This window comes from Pseudomonas sp. PMCC200344 (genome assembly GCF_030053095.1).
GTDB lineage: Bacteria > Pseudomonadota > Gammaproteobacteria > Pseudomonadales > Pseudomonadaceae > Aquipseudomonas > Aquipseudomonas svalbardensis.
In genome coordinates this window covers 4,373,729-4,394,015 of the sequence record NZ_CP125618.1, presented here as the reverse complement: position 1 = coordinate 4,394,015, position 20,287 = coordinate 4,373,729, and the positions used below count along the sequence as shown (strand labels likewise).

Annotated in this window: 17 protein-coding genes and 1 pseudogene; 6 read left to right on the top strand and 12 right to left on the bottom strand. The window is 58.5% G+C overall.

The window, feature by feature from the left end; genetic code table 11:
- Window positions 1-197 precede the first annotated feature (197 nt).
- On the top strand, window positions 198-323 hold the full coding sequence (locus QFW87_RS20210; RefSeq protein ID WP_283188680.1) for a helix-turn-helix domain-containing protein: 126 nt from the start codon (window positions 198-200) through the stop codon (window positions 321-323).
- A 3-nt stretch (window positions 324-326) separates the two neighbouring features.
- Here QFW87_RS20210 and QFW87_RS20205 read toward each other — a convergent pair whose 3' ends face one another.
- The 5 genes and pseudogenes from QFW87_RS20205 to tssI form a co-directional block, all read right to left on the bottom strand.
- Complete coding sequence (locus tag QFW87_RS20205; protein ID WP_283188679.1) at window positions 327-542, bottom strand: hypothetical protein; 216 nt, start codon at window positions 540-542, stop codon at window positions 327-329.
- Window positions 543-661: 119 nt separating this feature from the next.
- Window positions 662-1,489, bottom strand: coding sequence for a tetratricopeptide repeat protein (locus QFW87_RS20200; RefSeq protein WP_283188678.1), 828 nt, complete (start codon window positions 1,487-1,489; stop codon window positions 662-664).
- A 55-nt stretch (window positions 1,490-1,544) separates the two neighbouring features.
- On the bottom strand, window positions 1,545-2,456 hold the full coding sequence (locus QFW87_RS20195; RefSeq protein ID WP_283188677.1) for a sel1 repeat family protein: 912 nt from the start codon (window positions 2,454-2,456) through the stop codon (window positions 1,545-1,547).
- Window positions 2,437-4,626 carry a phospholipase D-like domain-containing protein gene (locus tag QFW87_RS20190; protein WP_283188676.1) on the bottom strand — a complete coding sequence of 730 codons (2,190 nt, stop codon included), beginning with the start codon at window positions 4,624-4,626 and terminating at the stop codon, window positions 2,437-2,439. The genes QFW87_RS20195 and QFW87_RS20190 overlap by 20 nt, the downstream gene beginning before the upstream one ends.
- A 17-nt stretch (window positions 4,627-4,643) precedes the next feature.
- Window positions 4,644-7,003 (bottom strand): annotated as a pseudogene (gene tssI / locus QFW87_RS20185) (type VI secretion system tip protein TssI/VgrG).
- 289 nt (window positions 7,004-7,292) lie between these two features.
- On the opposite strand from tssI, the gene QFW87_RS20180 reads away from it, so the two are divergent.
- Window positions 7,293-8,285 (top strand): diaminopimelate epimerase, encoded by a 993-nt coding sequence (locus tag QFW87_RS20180; protein ID WP_283188675.1) that lies wholly within the window; start codon window positions 7,293-7,295, stop codon window positions 8,283-8,285.
- 113 nt (window positions 8,286-8,398) lie between these two features.
- Here QFW87_RS20180 and codA read toward each other — a convergent pair whose 3' ends face one another.
- The 5 genes from codA to QFW87_RS20155 all read right to left on the bottom strand — a co-directional run bounded on the left by codA (window position 8,399) and on the right by QFW87_RS20155 (window position 13,701).
- Window positions 8,399-9,646 (bottom strand): cytosine deaminase, encoded by a 1,248-nt coding sequence (gene codA, locus QFW87_RS20175; protein ID WP_123368400.1) that lies wholly within the window; start codon window positions 9,644-9,646, stop codon window positions 8,399-8,401.
- Between the two features lie 13 nt (window positions 9,647-9,659).
- Complete coding sequence (codB, locus tag QFW87_RS20170; RefSeq protein ID WP_283188674.1) at window positions 9,660-10,931, bottom strand: cytosine permease; 1,272 nt, start codon at window positions 10,929-10,931, stop codon at window positions 9,660-9,662.
- A 266-nt stretch (window positions 10,932-11,197) separates the two neighbouring features.
- A complete protein-coding gene (locus QFW87_RS20165; RefSeq protein ID WP_283188673.1) occupies window positions 11,198-12,028 on the bottom strand; it encodes an alpha/beta hydrolase in 831 nt (276 codons plus the stop codon).
- 142 nt (window positions 12,029-12,170) lie between these two features.
- Entirely contained in the window at window positions 12,171-12,527 is a 357-nt protein-coding gene (gene queD, locus QFW87_RS20160) for a 6-carboxytetrahydropterin synthase QueD (protein WP_283181030.1), read from the bottom strand.
- A 94-nt stretch (window positions 12,528-12,621) separates the two neighbouring features.
- Window positions 12,622-13,701, bottom strand: a complete 1,080-nt coding sequence (locus tag QFW87_RS20155; protein WP_283181029.1) for a patatin-like phospholipase family protein — start codon at window positions 13,699-13,701, stop codon at window positions 12,622-12,624.
- A 241-nt stretch (window positions 13,702-13,942) separates the two neighbouring features.
- Here QFW87_RS20155 and QFW87_RS20150 point away from each other — a divergent pair, with 241 nt between their 5' ends.
- The 4 genes from QFW87_RS20150 to QFW87_RS20135 are packed head-to-tail and all read left to right on the top strand — an operon-like array spanning window position 13,943 to window position 16,562.
- Window positions 13,943-14,251 (top strand): PepSY domain-containing protein, encoded by a 309-nt coding sequence (locus QFW87_RS20150; protein WP_283181027.1) that lies wholly within the window; start codon window positions 13,943-13,945, stop codon window positions 14,249-14,251.
- Window positions 14,251-14,574 carry a PepSY domain-containing protein gene (locus QFW87_RS20145; RefSeq protein WP_223433639.1) on the top strand — a complete coding sequence of 108 codons (324 nt, stop codon included), beginning with the start codon at window positions 14,251-14,253 and terminating at the stop codon, window positions 14,572-14,574. Before QFW87_RS20150 ends, QFW87_RS20145 begins: the two co-directional genes overlap by 1 nt.
- A gap of 3 nt (window positions 14,575-14,577) precedes the next feature.
- Complete coding sequence (locus tag QFW87_RS20140) at window positions 14,578-15,246, top strand: response regulator transcription factor (RefSeq protein ID WP_283188672.1); 669 nt, start codon at window positions 14,578-14,580, stop codon at window positions 15,244-15,246.
- Window positions 15,243-16,562 carry a sensor histidine kinase gene (locus QFW87_RS20135; RefSeq protein ID WP_283188671.1) on the top strand — a complete coding sequence of 440 codons (1,320 nt, stop codon included), beginning with the start codon at window positions 15,243-15,245 and terminating at the stop codon, window positions 16,560-16,562. The genes QFW87_RS20140 and QFW87_RS20135 overlap by 4 nt, the downstream gene beginning before the upstream one ends.
- An 82-nt stretch (window positions 16,563-16,644) precedes the next feature.
- Here the strand turns inward: QFW87_RS20135 and QFW87_RS20130 are convergent, their stop codons facing one another.
- Both QFW87_RS20130 and QFW87_RS20125 read right to left on the bottom strand, forming a co-directional pair.
- Window positions 16,645-17,763, bottom strand: coding sequence for an IS481 family transposase (locus tag QFW87_RS20130; protein WP_283182018.1), 1,119 nt, complete (start codon window positions 17,761-17,763; stop codon window positions 16,645-16,647).
- A 257-nt stretch (window positions 17,764-18,020) separates the two neighbouring features.
- On the bottom strand, window positions 18,021-20,168 hold the full coding sequence (locus QFW87_RS20125) for a methyl-accepting chemotaxis protein (protein ID WP_283188670.1): 2,148 nt from the start codon (window positions 20,166-20,168) through the stop codon (window positions 18,021-18,023).
- Window positions 20,169-20,287 lie beyond the last annotated feature (119 nt).

The following is a 20,287-nucleotide window of genomic DNA, read 5'->3' as shown; positions in this document are numbered from 1 at the left end:
AATCCTTGGCAAAAAACGTCGCGTACCCAAGGGACAGTGACTCACCGGTGAGGGTTCGATCAGCGTCCGCCCAGGTTCGCGGTCAGGCAGGGTGACATCCTTGCACAGCCTGACCCTCCATCGCGAGCGCGGCTGTCAGTGCCCTTCGCACAATCCACGCAGGTGTTCGTCAGCGAAACCGGCTTCACCTTCAGCCAATGGCGCCAGGGGAGGCGGTGACGACCATTGCGCTGGAATTGGGTTATGAAAACGTCAGCGTGTTTATTGCGATGTTTCGACGCACGTTCGGGGTGACGCCGGGGCGGAATTTTTCTGAGTCTTGAAGGTTATTCGGCGTTATCTTTGGGCCAGCAAATCGCAACCACGCCACCGGCCAAGCTCAAGAAAAAGAGCACTTTGGCCGCCATGAACGCGACATCCACGTCACCGGAGACCCTTCCACCGCTGGAGGCTGCGCCAGCGATACCGCCCAGTCCTATCAGGGCGCTGAAAAGTGACATGGCCAGCAATATGGCGGCGAGTATTCCGAGTGTTTTACGCATGATGTAACTCCTTAATTGATGGGTCTTCCATGGGGGGGATTCGGGTTATAGCGCTGGGCGCTGATCCGAGTGTTCGGCGTCGAAGCCTTGTTTGGGGTGGGCGGGTAGTGGGTGGTCTTTCATGAGGTTTGGAAACGTAGCTGAGGGTTTACATCAAGTTGCTGCCATAGATCGGAGTAAAAGTTGTAGAGCTTTTCATCTGGTTGGTATCCGAAGTTATACATTGGCTCAGGTTGATCCTCGAATGCTCCTTTCAGATTGCTCAAGGCAGTAGAACTGCCCAATGAAGCTGCTCGTTGATAGTAGAACAGTGCGCGAGGTTTGTTTTTTTTGGCGATCTCATAAAAACTTGCGGTTTTCGCTACGGCGTCAGGATTGTCCTGAGCGCCTGCGCATCGGTAGTAACGTTCAGCCATATCATCATCCTGCTTATCCCTTGGGAGTCCAAAAGCGAAGTATTGACCGATTTGAACCTGTGCTAAAGGACTGCCCAATTGTGCCGCTTGGAACATATAGGAACTCGCCATACGATCCGACTTAAAAACACCTCTTCCGTTCTCGACCACCACTGCCCAATTGAAATAACCCAATGGCACTTTGAGCTTTACCATGCGCTCGTAGAGGTCAAGCATTTTTCTGGTGTCTTGTTCAACGCCCGGTTGCCCTGGCCAGCCGGTGCGATAGAGCGCCGCCATATTGTGCATCGCCTTCCAGTGGTTTTTAGCGATGGCTTTGTCGTAAAGACCAACAATTGCGCCCCAGTCTTTGACTCCTCGTACTTTCTCCAAAACGCGTGCCTGTTGAAACCACCGCTCGGCATCTGCATCCAGCGGTGGGTTGTGGTCTTTTTCATAGGCGCAGGTAAAGGTTGGATAGGCCATGGCTGGCGTTCCGCTCAGCAAGCTATAAAGAGCGATGCATAAAGCAGCAGATTTTGCGGTAGCCACAGGTCCCTTCCAGTGTCGATGTGTCAAGAATTAAGGGTGCTGAATGACAAGCAAGTCATATTTCCGGTCTACGGTCTGGATGCTCTGCGTCAAAACCTTGTTTGGGGTGCGCGGGAAGTGGGTGCTCTTTCATGAGGTTAGGGAAGCGTAGTTGAGGGTTGGCATTAAGTTGCTCCCGTAGATCGGAGTAAAACTTGTAGAGTTTCTCATCTGGCTGGTAGCCGTAGTTATATATTGGCTGAGGGTTTTCCTTAAATACGCCTTGTAGGTTATTTGCTCCGATCGTGCTGCCTAGTTCCGCGGCCCGTTGATAATAGAATAGAGCGCGTGGTTTGTTTTCCTTCGCTGTATCATAAAAGCTCGCTGTTTTTTCTATGGCGTCGGGATTGTCCTGAGCGCCTGCGCATCGATAGTAACGCTCAGCCATGTCGTCGTCCTGCTTGTCTCTAGGGAGCCCAAAAGCAAAGTACTGACCCAGCTGTACCTGTGCCATTGGATTACCTAGTTGTGCCGCCTGATACATATAGGAACTGGCCATCCTGTCCGACTTCATAACGCCTCGTCCGTTCTCAACAACTACGGCCCAGTTGTAATAACCCAGTGGCACCTTGAGCTTTACCATACGTTCGTAGAGATCTAGCATCTTGTTAGTGTCTTGTTCTACACCTGGCTGACCAGGCCACCCAGTACGATATAGCGCCGCCATGTTGTGCATGGCCTTCCAATGGTCTTTGGCGATGGCTTTATCATATAGAGCAACGATCGCTCCCCAGTCTTTGACGCCCCGTACTTTCTCTAAAACACGAGCTTGTTGAAACCAGCGCTCGGCTTCTGCATCCAGTGGAGGGTTGTGGTCTTTTTCATAGGCACAGGTAAAGGTTGGATAAGCCATGGCTGGAGCTCCGCTCAACAAAATAGAAAGAATGAGGGCACAAAAAGAAATGGCTTTAGTCAACGGCTTTGGCATAAGGCGTCTCCACATCCCAAAAGCGAGTTAAATGAGCAGTTAAAGGTTTGTTTCTGCCTTTGTTTTCCCAGTTCTTGTCCATGATTTCATTCCATTTATTAAAGTTGGCTGCCGCATCACATCGCCCCTTAGCATCATTAACTGACTGACCCGCATGCAATTTCCACAACTCCTCCCGCCAATGCTTCGCCAACTCAGGATCCGGCATAGCAACCCCCAGCTCCGAGTCGGTATGCAGACTTCGCGTGTTGATATTCGCTGAGCTCAGCAAGCTGAAAACATCGTCCACCACCAGCAGTTTTGAGTGCACGTAGATGTCCCGAAAATAGGCCTGATCGCCTTTGGCTAGCGTACCCCCAGGCTCTGGCGTGCAGGCAGTGAGGGTTGCGATGGCGACTTTAAGGCCTGGTAAATCCTTGAGGGTATAGGGTTTTGCATCATCCCCATCGTCCGATTTCGGTTTGCTGAGTTCGGGGATGTCTTTTTGTTTGAGGCCGCCCATGCGTTCTTCGACTTCAGGGGTGACGCCCTTTTTTTCGAGCTCGGTGATCTCGCGTTTCAGCACTTCGGCGCGATTGAGCTGAGCCCGTTGCACGTAGGCGTCGTTGTGTGGGTGGGTTTCGAGCCAGGCCAACTGGCTGCATTTACGCAGCATGGCTTCCGCCAGGCTTCGCTGGGCTTGGGGCATCAGTTGTTCCTGTCCCAGTTCCTGCAGGCTCGCATAGGTGGTGCTGGAAAAGTCTTTGGAGTTCGGGTTGTTGGTCACCACGAACACGTACAAGTCTTTGTCCCGGCCTTTGGCAATGTAAGCCGCTGCCAGTTCGCGCAACTGTCGGGAGAACGGCGGGTAGCGGAAGTACTGGTTTTCAAAGTAGACGTAGTCACGCACGTTGCCCAACGCCTTGTGGTAAAGCTCCAGAATCGAAGTCTCAGCCCCTTCTTGCGGTTGTGTCCGGCAAATCTGCGCCATGCTCGTTCCGGCGGCTTTGAAGTTGTCCGGTTTAATGGCTTGGCGCTGCGCCTGCATACCATCGTCAAACCATTTTTTGACCCAGGAGGTTTCACGATCCCAGGCGGTCGTGAAGTTGTGGTTCAAGTCATGCAGGGCCGGGCCTTGTACCTTGGTGGACAAGTCCTGCCACGGCCCGAAACCCGGACTGCGCTGTGCGGCCTTGTCGTTGTACAAGTGCGCACTGGTGTCCCAGTAGTTGCGATGCATGTTGTGGCCCATGACGAAGCCAACTGCGGCCGCGGTATCTTCATAGTCCACCAACACCATCTTCTGGTGGTGACTGGCGAATAGGGTCAACGCCAGCATGTGCGCGAAGTTAGTGTCTGGCGCTTCGCCTTGCATCAGGCGATATAGGGTCGCCAGGCGTCCTTTTTCCTTGGCCATCTGCGGACCACGAATGGCGGCATTCAGTGGTATTTCGGTGGAGAAGTCACGGGTACGAAACTCGACGTTCTGCATACGTCCACCGTGGAGGCGGCTGAACCATTCCTGGGTGTATTCCTCATCTTCAGGTGAATACCCTGGGGCTCCGGAGCCTCTGAGTTTGTTGTAACCACCTTGCCCGTTCAGTTGGTTTTCCGTATCGAGCAGAATGGCCTGCAGTTCCTTTTCGCGCTGCTCGTAGCGATAACCACTGGTGCCGTAGGCGGGGATCTCACCGGCGCGAAGTTTGGTCAATTCATGTTGGTGAATCGTGCGGCGATACTCCAGGCGCTGGCGATCTTCGAGTGTCCGCTTGGAGCCGGCGCTTCCCTTGGCCAGGCCGGAGCCCATGGCAGTGCCACCGGAGCCTGCCAGGCCATCGCCAATGATGGTGTTTTCCACAAAGTTGGCCCGCGGGTTTTTCCAGATCAGCACGCGGGTTTTTACGCCGCTGCGACCTCGAACATCCAGCAGCTCACCGATGCGGTCGCCACCGGGCTTGAAACGCATCGCCGGGTCGAATCCCCAGCTGATGATTTCGACACTCTTCTGTGCTGACTGAATAGCATCGTAAACAGCACCGAACGCCTTTTCACCGTTGATCAACGGGGTGACCTTGATGCCGGCTCGCGGTGGGTACATCGCTTTGGTCGCGAACCAGTCCATGGTCAAGGCGGTGGAGTTGTGCTCTTTAGGCGTCAGCTGGATCACTTCTTTGCTGTAATCAGTCGTCATTCGATTGCTTCCTGCACTCAAAGGCTCTTCGGCTTGTTTGCCGGGTTCAAGGCAGCGGAACGGTAGTCATCCGTTGAGCCCAAGGGTTCAAGTTGATCCGTTTGCGCGTGGTAATCGCGATAGCCCTGGCGCGCCAATTGCTGGTTCTGTGAGGCTGCTTCGCTGCTTTCTTCCTTGGGTTCGATCTCGAAGCGATGACCGTTCACCAGTTCCACCGCGTAGGCCTGAGTGCCGGGGACGTGATCAAACTTGATCATGCCGTCTTCGCCGGTAAGGCCTTCCTGAATCACTGCGCCATCGGCAAATAGCGTATAGGGTTCGTCCTCGTAGCCAGGATGACCAGGAACCGCGCTGATCACTGCGCTGAGTTTGTGAATGACTTCTGGCGCCGGTTGCGACTCGCCACGTTCGGGTACTTCACCAGCCTTGTCAGAGGCGGCCGGCAACGGCACCAATGGCAGGAGCGCGGCATTGCCAGTTCCTACACCAGGTGCTCCGCCGGCATTCAGTTTGATGACTGGCCCCACCACGGTTATGCCACCCGCATCCAGCTTGATGAAACTCCCTCCGGCTTTCACGGTGAGTTCCATGCCCGCTTCGATGACCATCTTTTGCCCAGCCTTGAGATGGGTTTCATTACCGGCCTTCATCAATTGCGCGGTACCCAATTTGATGTGCTGGTTTTGGCCAATCACCAAGTGATCGCTCGCTTTGACCTCAACCTTACGATCAGCAATCGTGGTCCGATGCTCTTCCGCCTTCAGCTCGGTGTAGGTGTTCTTCTCCACGGTATCGTGGCGTTCATTGCCAACCCGAATCTTCTGATCATGCTCAACGTTTTCATCCCAATCCCGCTGGGCATGGATGAAGATCTGCTCGGCCCCTTTCTTGTCCTCAATCCGCAGTTCATTAAACCCCCGCCACCCGGTGAGCTGAGGGTTTTGAACACGCTGCGAGTCTTGTTCGCCGGCAGGTCGTAGGGAACCTGGTTTTCCTTGTGGTACAGGCAGCCGGTGACCACGGGCTGGTCAGGATCGCCTTCAAGGAAGGTCACCAACACTTCCATGCCGATGCGCGGGATGGCGATGGCGCCGTAGCGGTCGCCGGCCCAACTCGATGAGACGCGCATCCAGCAACTGGTTTTGTCATCAGCCAAACCTTCGCGGTCCCAGTGGAATTGCACCTTGATGCGGCCGTATTGGTCGCAGTGAATTTCTTCACCTTTGGGGCCGGTGACCATGGCGGTCTGGCTGCCGAGCACGCGGGGTTTCGGGTGTTGCAGCGCCGGGCGGTAGAACACGTCCCACGGCGTGGCGAGGAAGCGGTTGCGGTAGCCCTGGTGGAAGTCGTCCTTGTGGTCGGTGGTGTCGCTGGTCACCGACTCTTCCAGCACTTGCGGTTGTTTGCCTTCGTGGAAGATTTCGGTGAGCAGCCAGAGGTCGTTCCACTCGGTTCGCGGGTGGTCGGACATTTCCAGGAAGTGGCCGCTGATCAGTCGGGTTTGGTCGCCGTGGCCTTCGGCCTGACGGTAGTCGGCGCGGTGGCGTTCGAGGGCGCGCTGGCTGAGGAATTTGCCGCGCGCGCGGTCGATGAAGTGGCCGGGGTAGTCGTAGTTTTCGAGGTCCGGCGCGTCGCTTTGCGCCTCGGGTTTGTAGGCGGATTCGAGTTGCAGGCGTGGTTTTTCGAAGTCGTAGTCGCGACGGGTGACGCGGCCGGTGCGGGTTTCCAGGCGCAGCTTGAAGCCTTTGATCACCGGCTCGTCGGCGACCATGCCGCTGCCTTGCACATACGCCGTTGGCTGGCCGAGTTTCGGGAACACGGTCTGGTCATCGCCGAATACCAAAAGATGACCTTTGGAACTGTGCTGGAAGTGGTAGTGAATGCCTTCTTCTTCGCACAGGCGCTGGACGAAATGCAGGTCGGTTTCGTCGTATTGCACGCAGTAGTTGCGGTCCGGGCACGGTTGGCTGAGCTGGAAGTTGTAGGCGTTGCCTTTGATGCCGTGTTCATCGAGGATCAGCGCGATGATTTTTGGCGCGGACATCTGCTGGTAGATGCGCTGGTTGGTGCGGTGGTGCAGGTATTGCAGTTGCGGCACCAGGGAGATTTTGTAGCGGGTCAGGCGTTTGCCGGCATCGCCTTGGGCTATGCGGTAGATCTGGCCGTGGATGCCGCTGCCTTTATCGTCCATCGCGAGAAACGCCTGTTTGTGCAGCAGGGTTTCCAGGTCGAGGTCGGGGTTTTCGCTGACCAGTTCCAGGTCGAAGCGATACGGCTGGCTGATGCCTTCGGTGCCGGTGAACGACAGCACTTGCAGGTCGTCTACATAGTCTTCGACGGTCAGGCTGAAATGGGTCTGGTTGGCAGGGCTGAACATCTCGGACTCCTTGAGGTGTTGCTGACGTTCCATGAAGTACTGCGTCCACGCGAAGGCGTGAACCAGAACCGTGCGGGATCATAAAGGTTAAAAGTTGCGCAAAAAGTTGCGCACATGGGCTGAGAGGACCGGCCTGCCTGCTCATACTGATTTTGATGCAAGATGTTTCTTGGCGAAGTGCTATCACTTTCTCCCTGAGAAGGGTGCTTTTTCAGGTTTGAAGCGTGATTGCAGGCCTGCTGAAGCATTAGAGTGGGCACCGCCCCAAGAGATAAAAAAGGACCGGTACATGGCGCAGTTCTACGATGCACGCGGCAATATTTATGGCGTGGTATCCCCCGCAGCGGTGCGTCGCGCCGGTGTCGACTTACCGACAACGGCTGGCCACGCCGCATCGTCCCGGGCAGCCTGGAGCCGGCAAGCGGTGGATGCATTCTGCGAATGGCCGTCGCATTCGCGTCCGCCCAATGCCAAGTCGCATCGCTGCGATGGCTTGCTGATCGGGCCGTTTCAAGACTCGCCACCGTTTGACCTGCTGATCGTCAATACCGATGGCACCCTGGCCGAGCGCAGTGGCAACGGGTTGACGATTTTCTCTCAGGCCCTGAGTGAGCAAGGGCTGCTGGCGAGGGACGAGGTTTGTTTGCTCAGGGTTCATCACGACAAGGCTGATGCGGTTTCACCGGTGGACACTTCGGTGAAACCGGCAGAGGTCGAGGGTGTGAAAGGGTTCTGGCTGGATTTGGGCAAATCCTCGTTCGGGCCGGACGCGGTGGGGGCTAAAGGGGTTGAAGGTGTGTTGTTGAACGGTCGCGATGTCAGTCATGTACAGTCGTTGTCGGCGCTTGATCCTGCCTGGTCTCGAAGCCAGTTCGTGCGCATCGGCAATCCACATTGTGTGACGCTTTTAGAGAACGCCGATGCATTGCCGGGCAATGAGCAGATGCGCGAACCGCGGCTGTCCGAAGGGCTTACGCGTATCGCTTACGCCATGCCGACCGGGGCTGGGGAGCCGTGTGCTGCTGGCGTGAATCTGCAATGGGCGATGCTTGAATCCGAGGGGCGAGTGGTTGCGCGGGTGTTTGAGCGTGGAGAAGGGCCGACGGCGTCGTCGGGCACCAGCGCCAGTGCGGTGGCTTGCGCGGCGTGGCGGGTGGGTTGGGTCAGTGCCGGGGAGGTCAAAGTGGTCATGCCCGGGGGGACGGCGCCGATTTTGCTGGAGGAAGAGTCGGGGGAGTTGAGTCGGGTCAGTCTGTTTGGTACGGCTCGGTTAATGGATTGATCATTCGATTGCCTTCGCGAGCAGGCTCGCTCCCACAGGGAATTTGTGAACGACACAGATCCAATGTGGGAGCGAGCCTGCTCGCGAAGGCGTCAGCCCAATCAACGCAAATCTCAGCTCTGATCGCCGAAGAACTCCACCACCGGCATCTGCCGCTTCATCAACACTTTGCCATCGCGCACCGAATACAGCGGCAGGCCCTGGCTGCGGATCACCTCGTAATCGCTGTCCGCCGACAGAATCAGCAAATTCGCCGGCCGCCCGCGTTCCAGTCCATATCGATCCCCCAAATTCATGGCCTTGGCGCTGTTGTCGGTGACCAGGTCCAGCGCGCTTTGCAGGTTGCGGTAACCGAGCATGTGGCAGATGTGCAGGCCGGCTTCGAGCACCCGCAAGATATTGCCGTTGCCCAGCGGATACCACGGGTCGACGATCGAATCCTGGCCGAAACACACGTTCATCCCGGCTTCGAGTAGCTCGTTGACACGGGTCACGCCACGACGTTTCGGAAAGTTGTCGAAGCGCCCTTGCAGGTGAATGCTTTCGGTGGGGCAGGAGACAAAACTGATCCCCGAATGCCCGAGCAAGCGAAACAGTTTGGCGCAGTAAGCGTTGTCGTAAGAGCCCATGGCCGTGGTGTGGCTGGCGGTCACCCGCGAGCCCATGTCGCGACTGCGGGCTTCTTCGGCCAGCACCTCCAGAAAGCGTGAGTGCGGGTCGTCGGTTTCATCGCAATGCACGTCCACCAGGCAACCGGTGCGCTCGGCCAGGTCCATCAGGAATTTCACTGAACTCACGCCTTGATCGCGGGTGTACTCGAAATGCGGAATGCCGCCGACCACATCGGCCCCCATGCGGATCGCTTCTTCCATCAGCTCGCGACCGTTGCGGTACGACTCGATGCCTTCCTGCGGGAACGCAACGATCTGCATGTCGATCAGGTGACGGCTTTCTTCGCGCACTTCGAGCATCGCCTTGAGCGCGGTGAGCTGCGGGTCGGTGACGTCGACGTGGGTGCGCACGTGCTGGATGCCGTGGGCGGCGAGGGTCTGGATGGTTTTCTTGGCGCGTGTTTTGGTGTCTTCTTCGGTGATCGTCACCTTGCGCTCGCCCCAGCACTCGATGCCTTCGAACAGCGTGCCGCTCATGTTCCAGCGCGGCTCGCCGGCGGTGAGCGTGGCGTCGAGGTGAATGTGCGGCTCGACGAAGGGTGGCACCACCAGGTTGCCGCCGGCGTCCAGATCATCGGGGCCCAGGGTTGGCGCTTCGGTCTGTCGGGCGATGTTGCTGATCAGGCCGTTTTCCAGGTGCAACTCATGCAGGCCATCTTGGTTGCGCAGGCGGGCGTTGATGATGTGCATCAGGCGAATCCTTTTATAGATCTTGTAATGGTGCGTTGGCAGTACGGGCACCCAGCACGCCGGTCAGTAACACATACGTTAGCGCGGCAGCGGCAATCCCTACCAGCGGCGCGACCCACGGTGAACTGAACGCAGCGACAGTGCCGACTGCGTAGGCGGCCAAACCGGACCAGTTGAACGCTGGCAACCGGGCATCGGCCAGACGTGGATATTGACCACGATAGCGGTAGAAGAAGTCCGCCATGATCACGCCGCCAATCGGCGGAATCACAGTGCCCAGCAGAATCAGGTAGGGCACCAGCATGTCGTACATGCCGAGTAGCGCCAGCAACGTGCCGATCACTGCGCCAGCCAGGGTTACGGTTTTGCGACGGCCGGTGCGCAGCAGGTTGCAACCGGCGACGGCGAAGTTGTAGATGGTGTTGTCCTGGGTGCTCCAGATATTGAGCAGCAGCATCGCCATTGCCGCCATGGCGAAGCCTTGCAGCAGCAACACTTCGACCACGTCCGGTTGCTGGTAAACGATTGCACCGTAAGCACCGATCAACACCATCAGGCCGTTGCCGATGAAGAAACCGATCAGGCTCGCCAGCACCGCGACGCGTGCTGAACGGGAGAAACGCGTCCAGTTGGTTGCCTGGGTCGCACCACTGACGAAGGTGCCGAACACCAGGGTAATCGCTGTCGACCAGTCCAGTGTTCCCGTCGGGACTACCGCGAGCAAACCCTCGAGCCCGCCGACCTTCACCGTGGCCACCCACATCGACAGCATCAGCAGCAACATCATCGCCGGTACGGCGATGTACGACAGAATCTCCAGGCCGCGATAGCCGACATACGCGGTCGCGCAAAACAGCAGGCCGAACAACACCATCAGCCCGAGAACGGTGCCCTCGCTCAATTCGAAATACTTGCCCAGCACCACGGCGGCAGTGGCCGTGCCCCAGGCGTACCAGCCGATCTGGGTAAAACCGAGGATCAGGTCGCTGAGCTTGCTGCCCACTTCACCGAAGCAAAAGCGTCCCATCAATACCGAGTTGAGTCCGCTCTTGAAGGCGATGTAGCCAAGGCCTGCGGCGTAGATCCCCAGCAGCAGATTGCCGACGATAGTCACCGCCATCATCTCGCCGAAACTGAACGCCACACCGAGCTTGCCGCCGGCAAACATGGTCGCGGTAAAAAAGGTGAAACCCAGCAGCACCATGGCCGTTGAGGCCAGGCCTTTGCGGGCATGCATCGGGACTTCGCTGAGGGGGTAATCGTTACCGGGATCGTTCTGCGTCATGGGGCGTTCCTTGCTGAATGAGTGACGCGGGAGCGTGTTGCAGTGGTCGTGCCAAGCGTGGGGTGGTGTAGTTATTTATAGCCGAGCACGGAGATTTGGCCCGGGGAGGGGCACGAAAGAGGTGCACCTGAAGGAACACAGAACCGATGTGGGAGCGAGCCGGCTCCGGGCGGCGTTCCGACGATAGCGGTGGGTCAGTCGACATCAATGTCGGATGTGACTCAGTCATCGCGAGCAAGCTCGCTCCCACAGTGGATTTGGTTTCGTCATGAGGATTTGTGTTGCGGCAAAAACTTCAGCAACGCTGCGACAATCGCTTCCGGCGCATCCTCCTGAACCAGATGCCCGGCATTCGGAATCGCCTGAAACCGCGACCCCGGAATCATCTGATGCAACGCCTGCCCGCGCTCAATGGGAATCCACTGATCGTCTTCCCCCCACAGAATCTGCACCGGACAACGAATCGTCGGGTACAGCCCTTCGGCCTCGCGGGTATAACGCTCGTCCATCTGCGCAATCTGCCGGTAGAACGCCGCTTGCCCCGGATCGCCGAGCCACGGCTGCACGTAAGGCGCGAGTTCGTCGTCCGGAATTTCGCGCTTGATCGCCCCGCGAATATAGGTCGGCACGATTGCTTGTTGAATGTAATCGGGCAGGCCACTGAATGCCGCCTCATGCTGACGCACGTGCTGCACAAACGGCGAACCCCAGGGCGTCAGCGCCACTGGATCAATCAGCGTCAGGCTGCGGTAGTCCTTGCCGTTCAGCAGGTGAGCACGCAGAGCGGTGGCGCCGCCGAAGTCGTGAGCAACCACGTCTGGTCGCTCCAGACCCCAGTGATCCAGCAAGTGAGCCAACAGGTCGTTCTGCACACCCAGTGACACATCGCCCTCGATTTTCTCTGATAGCCCATAACCCAGCAGGTCAAAGTAATGCACCCGATGCGTGGTGATGAAGTGCGGCGCAATCCGGTGCCAAACGTAAGAAGAGAAGGGCGTGCCATGCACGAACACCAACGGCGGACCGTCGCCCCGTACGGCGTAGCGAACGGAGTGCCCGTTGAAGCGATAGGTCTGAGGCAGCGGCCAGTCCGTCATTGGGGGTGTCCTCTTGGCGTGGGGGGGCCAAAAAGCATAGGCATAAAAAAACAGCCATTGAAGGCTGTTTTTGTATTCACTGACGAAACGCAGTTCTCTGTGGGAATCTCCCACAAGGGATTTTCGTTGTCTTTAGATCGGTTTACTCGCCGCGATAGATGCAGCCGCTGGTGCACGTCTCGTGAATGCGGATCGCGCTGAGTTCCGGCAGCAGAGGCTTCAATTCCTTCCAGATGAATTTGGCCAGGACTTCACTGGTCGGGTTTTCCAGACCGGGAATGTCGTTCAGGTAGTTATGGTCCAGGCGCTCATAGAGCGGCTTGAAGATCGCCTTGATTTCCGAGAAATCGCGGATCCAGCCAGTGTGCGGATCGAGGTCGCCGCTCAGGTGGACCGCCACTTTGAACGAGTGACCGTGCAGGCGGCCGCACTTGTGGCCTTCCGGTACGTGGGGCAGGCGGTGGGCGGATTCGAAGGTAAATTCTTTGAAGATTTCCACAGTTGTTTGAGCTCTGTCAGGTGGCGATCGCCGCGGCGATGTGGGCAGGCGGCGAGTTTAACAGTTTGCGTTTGGCGTTGCGGGAAAACACTGACTAAAGGGTCAGCAAGCGCTCCCCGAGGCGACCGCTGGCAGCCAGTTCGAGGAACTCATCGCCCATACGACGGCTTTCATCCATCGTCGTGCGCCAGTATTTCTGCCGGCTCGGGGCATCGCCCATGAAGCGTTTGAAGTCGTTGCGGTCCGGGAGTTTGCCGTAGGGCAGACGCGCCAGGTAATCCTTCGATGGCGCCAGCAACAGGACATCCTGCAAACGCGCAGGACACGCGCGGCGCCACGGCAGGGTCTTGTCGAACCAGCCGGGAATGACCCGGTCGGTGAAGTGCGGATAGAGCACGATGTCGTTGCCGCTGTAGGGCAGGTCGAGGTGATAGTCCAGCAGACCGCCATCGCGAAAAGTCCCGGCACCGGCACCCGGCAGATCACGCACGCCTTCCATCACCATCGGGATCGAGCCTGACGCGAGCAAGGCCTGGCGCAGGTTACCGGCATTCAGCGCAACGAAGCGCGAGGGGAAATCGTTGAGTGCATTGACCGGCGGTGCCAGGCGCGGATCGTGAATGATCAGCCGCTCGAAATGCCGCGACAGCCGCGCGCGACCGCGCAGGTTGTCGGCGATCACCGATGACAGGCCCAGCCCCAGTCGGCCGCGATGATCGTCCGCCAGCAGGCCGTGGCTTTTGACCACCATGATGTTCAGTCGGTAATGAGCGTTGTCCAGAATCGAGGCATCGCGGCCGTCGAGCAGGTCATCGAGCATGCGCCGGGAGCTCTGGCTGATCTGCGCCATGGTCACGCCCTTGGCGAAGTTCTGCTCGGTGTAGAGGTGACCGAGACGGCGGATACCTTCGGCGGCATCCGGCAGACACGCGCTGGCGAAGCGCCAGGAACCCACCGACGCTCCGATCAACGAGCGCTCCCGTGGTGCCGCTGGCAGCCATTCACCGAACAACGCCAGGTCCAGACCTTGAATCCCCAACGCCTTGGGACCACCGGCAGCACCCGGCAGTGTGCCGACATCGGCGGCGCTCAAACCGTTTTCACGGATGCGCGCCAAGGCGCGAGGGCCGGCCTTGAGCGTCAGCGAGGGGAACTTGATGTGGATAGCGGTCATACCGGTCTCGAATGCAGGCAAGCGGGGGATTATGTGGGAGCGGGCTTGCTCGCGAAAGCGGTCTGTCTGTCACATCAATATTGGATGTGCCGCCCCTTCGCGAGCAGGCTCGCTCCCACAGGTTTTGTGTATGTCTGTGATGTCGTGTTGCCATCTCGATGATGGCAATTCAGTTTCAGTTAAGTTCGGATCGCTAAGGTGGCTCCCGTAGGCAACACATAAAAAAATACGGAGACACCCCATGAGAACCCTGACTGCCCTGTTCACCGCGTCCATCATCGGCATGACCGCCAGCATCGCCCACGCTCGCGACCTCGGTCCCGACGAAGCCCTGAGACTGCGCGACGCTGGTACCATTGTGTCTTTCGAGAAGCTCAACGCTACTGCTCTGACCAAACACCCGGGTGCCACCATCACCGAAACCGAGCTGGAAGAAGAGTACGGCAAGTACATCTATCAGGTGGAGTTGCGCGACCCTCAGGGCATTGAGTGGGACCTGGAATTGGACGCTGTCAGCGGGCAGATTCTCAAGGATCATCAGGATACGTAATGAAGGTGTTTTCTTTTTCACAGCGGTGCACGAGAGGTCGAATGGCTCTGGCGCTTCTGGCTTTTTGCTCGGTGGTCATGGCCCGCGACCTGGATCAGGACGAAGCCCTGCGCCTGCGACAACAGGGGGTGATCCTGCCGCTGGAGCAGCTGTTGCAGCAAGCGCTGGACCGCTACCCCGGGGCCAAACTGCTGGAAGCCGAGCTCGAAGAGAAACACGACGTCTACGTTTATGAAGTCGAGTTGCTGACCGCCGAAGGCGTGGTCCGCGAACTTGACCTCGACGCCACCACCGGCCAGTTACTGAAAGACAAGGAAGATTGATCGATGCGTTTGCTTCTGGTGGAAGACCATGTGCCGCTGGCCGACGAACTGATGGCCGGCCTCAACCGTCAGGGTTACGCCGTGGACTGGCTGGCCGACGGTCGCGACGCGGTGTATCAGGGCAGCAGCGAGCCTTATGACCTGATCATTCTCGACCTCGGCCTGCCGGGTTTGCCAGGGCTCGACGTGCTGACGCAATGGCGGGCCGGTGGCCTGGCCACGCCAGTGCTGATTCTCACCGCCCGTGATTCCTGGGCGGAACGGATCGAAGGTCTCAAGGCCGGCGCCGACGATTACCTGACCAAACCCTTCCACCCCGAAGAGCTGCACTTGCGAGTCCAGGCACTGTTGCGCCGTTCCCATGGCCATGCCAACCAGCCGACGCTCAAGGCTGCCGGACTGCACCTGGACGAAGGCCGCCAATGCGTGACCCGCGACGGCGCCGACATCCAGCTCACCGCCGCTGAATTCCGCCTGCTGCGTTATTTCATGCTGCACCCCGAGCAGATTCTTTCCAAAAGCCACCTCGCCGAACACCTCTACGACGGTGAAACCGAGCGCGATTCCAACGTGCTCGAAGTCCACGTCAACCACCTGCGGCGCAAACTCGGGCGCAGCGTCATCGAAACCCGTCGCGGCCAGGGTTACCTGTTCGGCGGGCAAGCCCAGTGAGGTCGATCCAGCGCCGCTTGAGCCTGGGTTTGATCAGCGTGATGGTGATCGTCGGCCTGGTGCTGGCGCAGACCAGCCTGTGGCTGTTCGAAATGGGTTTGCAGCGCTACCTCGAAGCCGGGCTGCGCAACGACAGCGAAAACCTGCTGGTGGCGCTGGTTCGTGGGCCGCAGGGTTTGCAGCTGGATGAGCGGCACCTGTCGCCGGCCTATCAGCGACCGTTTTCCGGGCATTACTTTCGCATCGACTTTGCCGACAGCCATTGGCGCTCCCGTTCGCTGTGGGATCAGGACATGCCGCGCCTCGACCATGCCGGCCTGCACAGCAACCTGCAATTGGGGCCGGAAGGGCAGCAATTACTGGTGCTGCGTTCAGACTATCGACGGCTCGGCCAATCGATTTCCATCAGCGTGGCCCAGGATTACACGCCGGTGCGCGAGAGTTTCCTGCGTATGCAACAGGTTGGTCTCGGCCTGGGATTGGGGGGGTTGTTGCTGATTCTGCTGCTGCAACGCATCACCGTGCGCCGCGCCTTGCGCCCGCTGGAGAAGGCGCGAGAGCAGATCGCCCAGTTGCAGCAGGGCCAGCGCTCGCAACTCGATGATCAGGTGCCGGTAGAGCTTGAACCGTTGGTGGCGCAGATCAACCATTTGCTGGCGCACACCGAAGACAGCCTCAAGCGCTCGCGCAATGCGCTGGGCAACCTCGGCCACGCCTTGAAAACCCCGCTGGCGGTGTTGTTGAGCCTGGCTTCAAGCGAGAAGCTCGATGCGCAGCCGGAACTGCGCAAGGTCATTAGGGCGCAGCTGGAACAGGTCCAGCAGCGACTCAATCGCGAACTCAATCGCGCACGGTTATCCGGCGATTCGTTGCCGGGGGCATTGTTTGATTGCGATGCTGAATTGCCTGGGTTACTGGCGACGTTGAACATGATTCATGGTGAGCATCTTGAGCTCAGTTACCGCGCACCGGCCGGTTTGCAACTGCCTTGGGATCGCGAGGATTTGCTCGAACTGCTCGGTAACCTGCTGGACAACGCCTGCAAATGGGCGGACGCCGAGGTTCGGTTGAGCGTGGTCGAGACGGTAGAAGGGTTTGAGTTAAGCGTGGAAGACGATGGGCCTGGGATTCCCGAAGACCAGCGCGATCAGGTGTTCAGCCGGGGTACTCGGCTTGATGAACAAACGGATGGGCATGGGTTGGGCTTGGGGATTGTGCGGGACATCGTCGATACGTGGGGCGGGGTGTTGCGGCTGGAGGAGAGTGAGTGGGGCGGGTTGCGGGTGGTGATTGAGTTGCCCAAGCGTTCAGGCTGAAAACCACCCCTCACCCCAGCCCTCGCCCCATGTTTGTACCGGACACATGGTGGACACATGTTCGGGGACATGGTGGACGTCTTCAAAGCCGCTTTCCTGATACAACGGTCTGCAAGCTCAAGTCAATTTTGGCAATGCGATGTCTGCTCCAATAGATGTCGTAGATGCCATCCTCGGTCGTTTCTCTGATGGCTATGTGCTCGCCGATGAAGGCCTTTCCAATCGCATACTTGCGGCTTTTCCAGTACATCTCGCCATTGGCCTGAACCTTTCTGATCAAATCCCCTTCGGCGTACTCCAGTGCTTGCCGATGCTCCTGGTATTCACGAGGACTACAGCTGTAGCGAGTCGCTGGAACCTCCATTTCCAATGCTTGATGGGGGCGTTTCTGGTTGTAGATATCGCGCCAGATATCGAAGGCGTTCTGTGCCCCAAGCAGGTCGATGAAGCACTGACCTTGCAAAACTTCAGCCTTGAGGCTGCGGTGAAAACGCTCAAGCTTGCCCTGAGTCTGCGGGTGATAAGGCCTGGAGTGGCCCACTCGGATGCCCTGGCTCATCAGCCAGACCTCTAACGCGGTATAAACCCCGCTCTGATCGCCCCACGGTGCACCGTTATCCATGGTCATGCGCATCGGCAAGCCGTAGCGCCGAAACACGTGGATAAGCTGCTCCTGCACGGTCTGACGCTGCTCGTTGCCACAGGCCGCGATGCACAGCGAGAACCGCGAATGGTCGTCCAATACCGTCAAGGGATGGCAGCGACCATGGCGCATGCCGACATGTCCCTTGAAGTCCATCTGCCAAAGATCGTTGGGGGCTTCATGCTCAAATCGGATAAAGGGTTTGGTATTTGCCGCCTGCGGGTCGATTCGCGAATTACGCTGCAAAATCGCATGCACCGTGCTGACGGCGGGCATCAAATACCCCTCATCCTCCAGATTGCGTTTGAGCTTGCGGGCGCCCCAGGCCGTGTGCTCCACCCCCAAGGCCAGAATCTGCTTTTCAACCGTATCAGCGCAGCGTTTGGGTGAATGTTTTGGGCGCCGAGACTGGTCGTGCAAGCCGTCTGCACCAGAGGTTTCGAACCGGCCAAGCCATTTGTATCCGGTGCTTGGGCTGATATGAAAGCGTCGGCAGAGTTGTCGGATATTGGCCCCTTCTTGCCGAGCTAACAGTACAAATTCGGAACGAAGCTGCATGGTGGACACCTCTTCCCAAGACACAAACCATCTCCTTTCAGATGAGCAATGTGTCTATTTAAAAGTGTCCACCATGTCTCCGAACACCTGTCCACCATGTGTCCGGTACAAACACCCCAGAGGGGAGAGGGGGAAAGGGAGCCGATCTCCAGCGCTTTCAGATCCTGAGTTCGACTCTATATTTCAGGTCGATGTAGCTCTAAGAACAACTCGGTCAGTCCCCTCTACCTTTGGGAGAGGGTTAGGGTGAGGGCTTCTCAGACCCGAAACTGATCCATCAAACTCTGCTGCTGATTCGCCAGGCTATTGAGCGACTGACTCACCCGCGCCGATTCATTGGCCTGCCCCGACAGCGACTCCGTAACATCTCGAATCGTCGCCACGTTGTTGTTGATCTCCTCGGCCACGGCGCTTTGCTCTTCAGCGGCACTGGCAATCTGCAAGTTCATGTCGCTGATCACCGTCACCGCCTCACCAATCTGGCGCAGCGCCGTCACCGCCTGACCCACCTGTTCGACACTGCCCTGAGCCTGACGATGGCTGTTGTTCATCGAACCGACCACGTCCTGAGTGCCGCTCTGCAGCTGCTCGATCACCAGGCGGGTTTCTTCGACAGACTCCTGGGTCCGGCGTGCCAGGTTGCGCACTTCATCGGCCACGACGGCAAAACCGCGTCCGGCTTCACCGGCACGTGCGGCCTCGATGGCGGCGTTGAGCGCCAGCAGATTGGTCTGTTCGGCGATGGCCCGAATGACTTCCAGCACCGAACCGATCTTCTCGCTGTTGGCCGCCAGGCCTTCGACTTGAACCATCGCCGCGCTCATGTCGGCCGCGAGGTTGTCGATGCTGGCGGTGGTGCGGTCGATCACGGTCAAACCGCGACGGGTGGCCTGATCCGCATCCCGCGCTGCCTGTGCCGCTTGCGCTGCACTGCGAGCGACGTCTTGAGCGGTGGCGCTCATTTCGTGGGAAGCGGTAGCGACCTGATCCACCTGACGGAATTGCTGTTCCATGCCAGCGCTGGTCTGGGTGGCGATGGCGGACGACTGATCCGCCGTGCTGCGCGCGTCCTGCACCGAGCGTTTGACCTCGGCGATGATCGGTTGCAGCTTGTCGAGGAAGCGGTTGAACCAGCCGGCCAATTGGCCGAGTTCGTCCTTTTTGTCGTAGGCCAGGCGGCGGGTCAGATCGCCTTCGCCGCTGGCAATGTCTTCGAGCATGTGCGCCACACCCAGGATCGGCCTGGTCACGCTGCGGGCCATCAGCCACACCAGCAACAGGCCAATCAACGCGGCCAGCACACCCAGGCCGAGTTCGACCAGGGTGCCGGCGGTGTTGCTTTCATCGAGTTGTTTTTTCAACGCTTCGGCGGGGCCGACCAGGACTTTCTCCGGCACCTCAAGCAACACACCCCAGGACTTGCCACCGGGAATCGGCTGGAACGGCGACAGCACTTTGAGCTGTTGATTGTTGTGCAGGCTTTCGGTCTTGCTGCTGGTGGCGAGCATGCGGATCAGCTCGGCACCGTTGGCCTTGTCCACGGTATCCAGGCGCTGGCTGAGCTTGCTGGCGTCCGGGCTGTAACCGGCCAGCAAACCGACCGGGCTGATGATGCTGACGTTGGTCTGGCCGTCATAGAGTTTCTTGCTCGCGCCTTGGCTGACGGCTTGCAGGCTATTGAGGTTGATGTCCACCGACAGCGAAGCGATGACCTTGCCGTTGACCATCAGCGGGAAAACGATGCTGGTCATCAACACGTTCTGGCCGTCGATCACATAGAAGTAGGGTTCGATCACGCAGGGCTTGAGCGTCGTGCGCGGGCAGGTGAACCAGGCGTTGGCCGGTTCGCCGCTAGGGCCGGTGCTGGTGTCGGCCATGTCGCTTTCCGGTAGCGCCATCGACGTCACCTTGCCAGGCACAGGTTGCGACCAGTACAGGGCGAAACGGCCCTTGTCGTTGCTGCCCAGCTCGGCCTGGCCGGCGAACAGATCGTCCTTGCCGTCCAGCGCGTTGGCTTCGAACACCAGCGAGAGGCCGAGCAATTCCGGGTTGGCTTGCAGGGCTGACTTGACCTGACGCGTCAGGTCTTCACGCAGGTCAAAGGCATCGAGAAAGCGTTTCTCGGCCTGGTCGCGCAGGAACAGCACCTGACGCGAAAAGCCATGGCCATATTGATAGGCGTCCATGAACTGCTGGCGAATCCCCAGCGCCTGGTTTTCACCCTGGGATTCGATCCGGGCCTGGGCAGCTTCGGTGAGCATCTCCATGCTGGATGCTTTCACCATCTCGGAACTGTGCTCCATGCGATACAGCGAAAGACCCACCAGCAGGGTCACGATGCCGGCCAGGCACAGCCCGGCCAGCAGTGTGATTTTCCATTGAATGGAAAGTTGTCTGAGCGACATGGAGACGTCCTTTATTCGATAAATATCTGAGACTTTGCACTGTAACGGCCGCCATTCGGCTTTCTTTATGCCGCTCGACGAATATCGAGGCACACAAACCTGTAGCAGCTTGCGCAGCC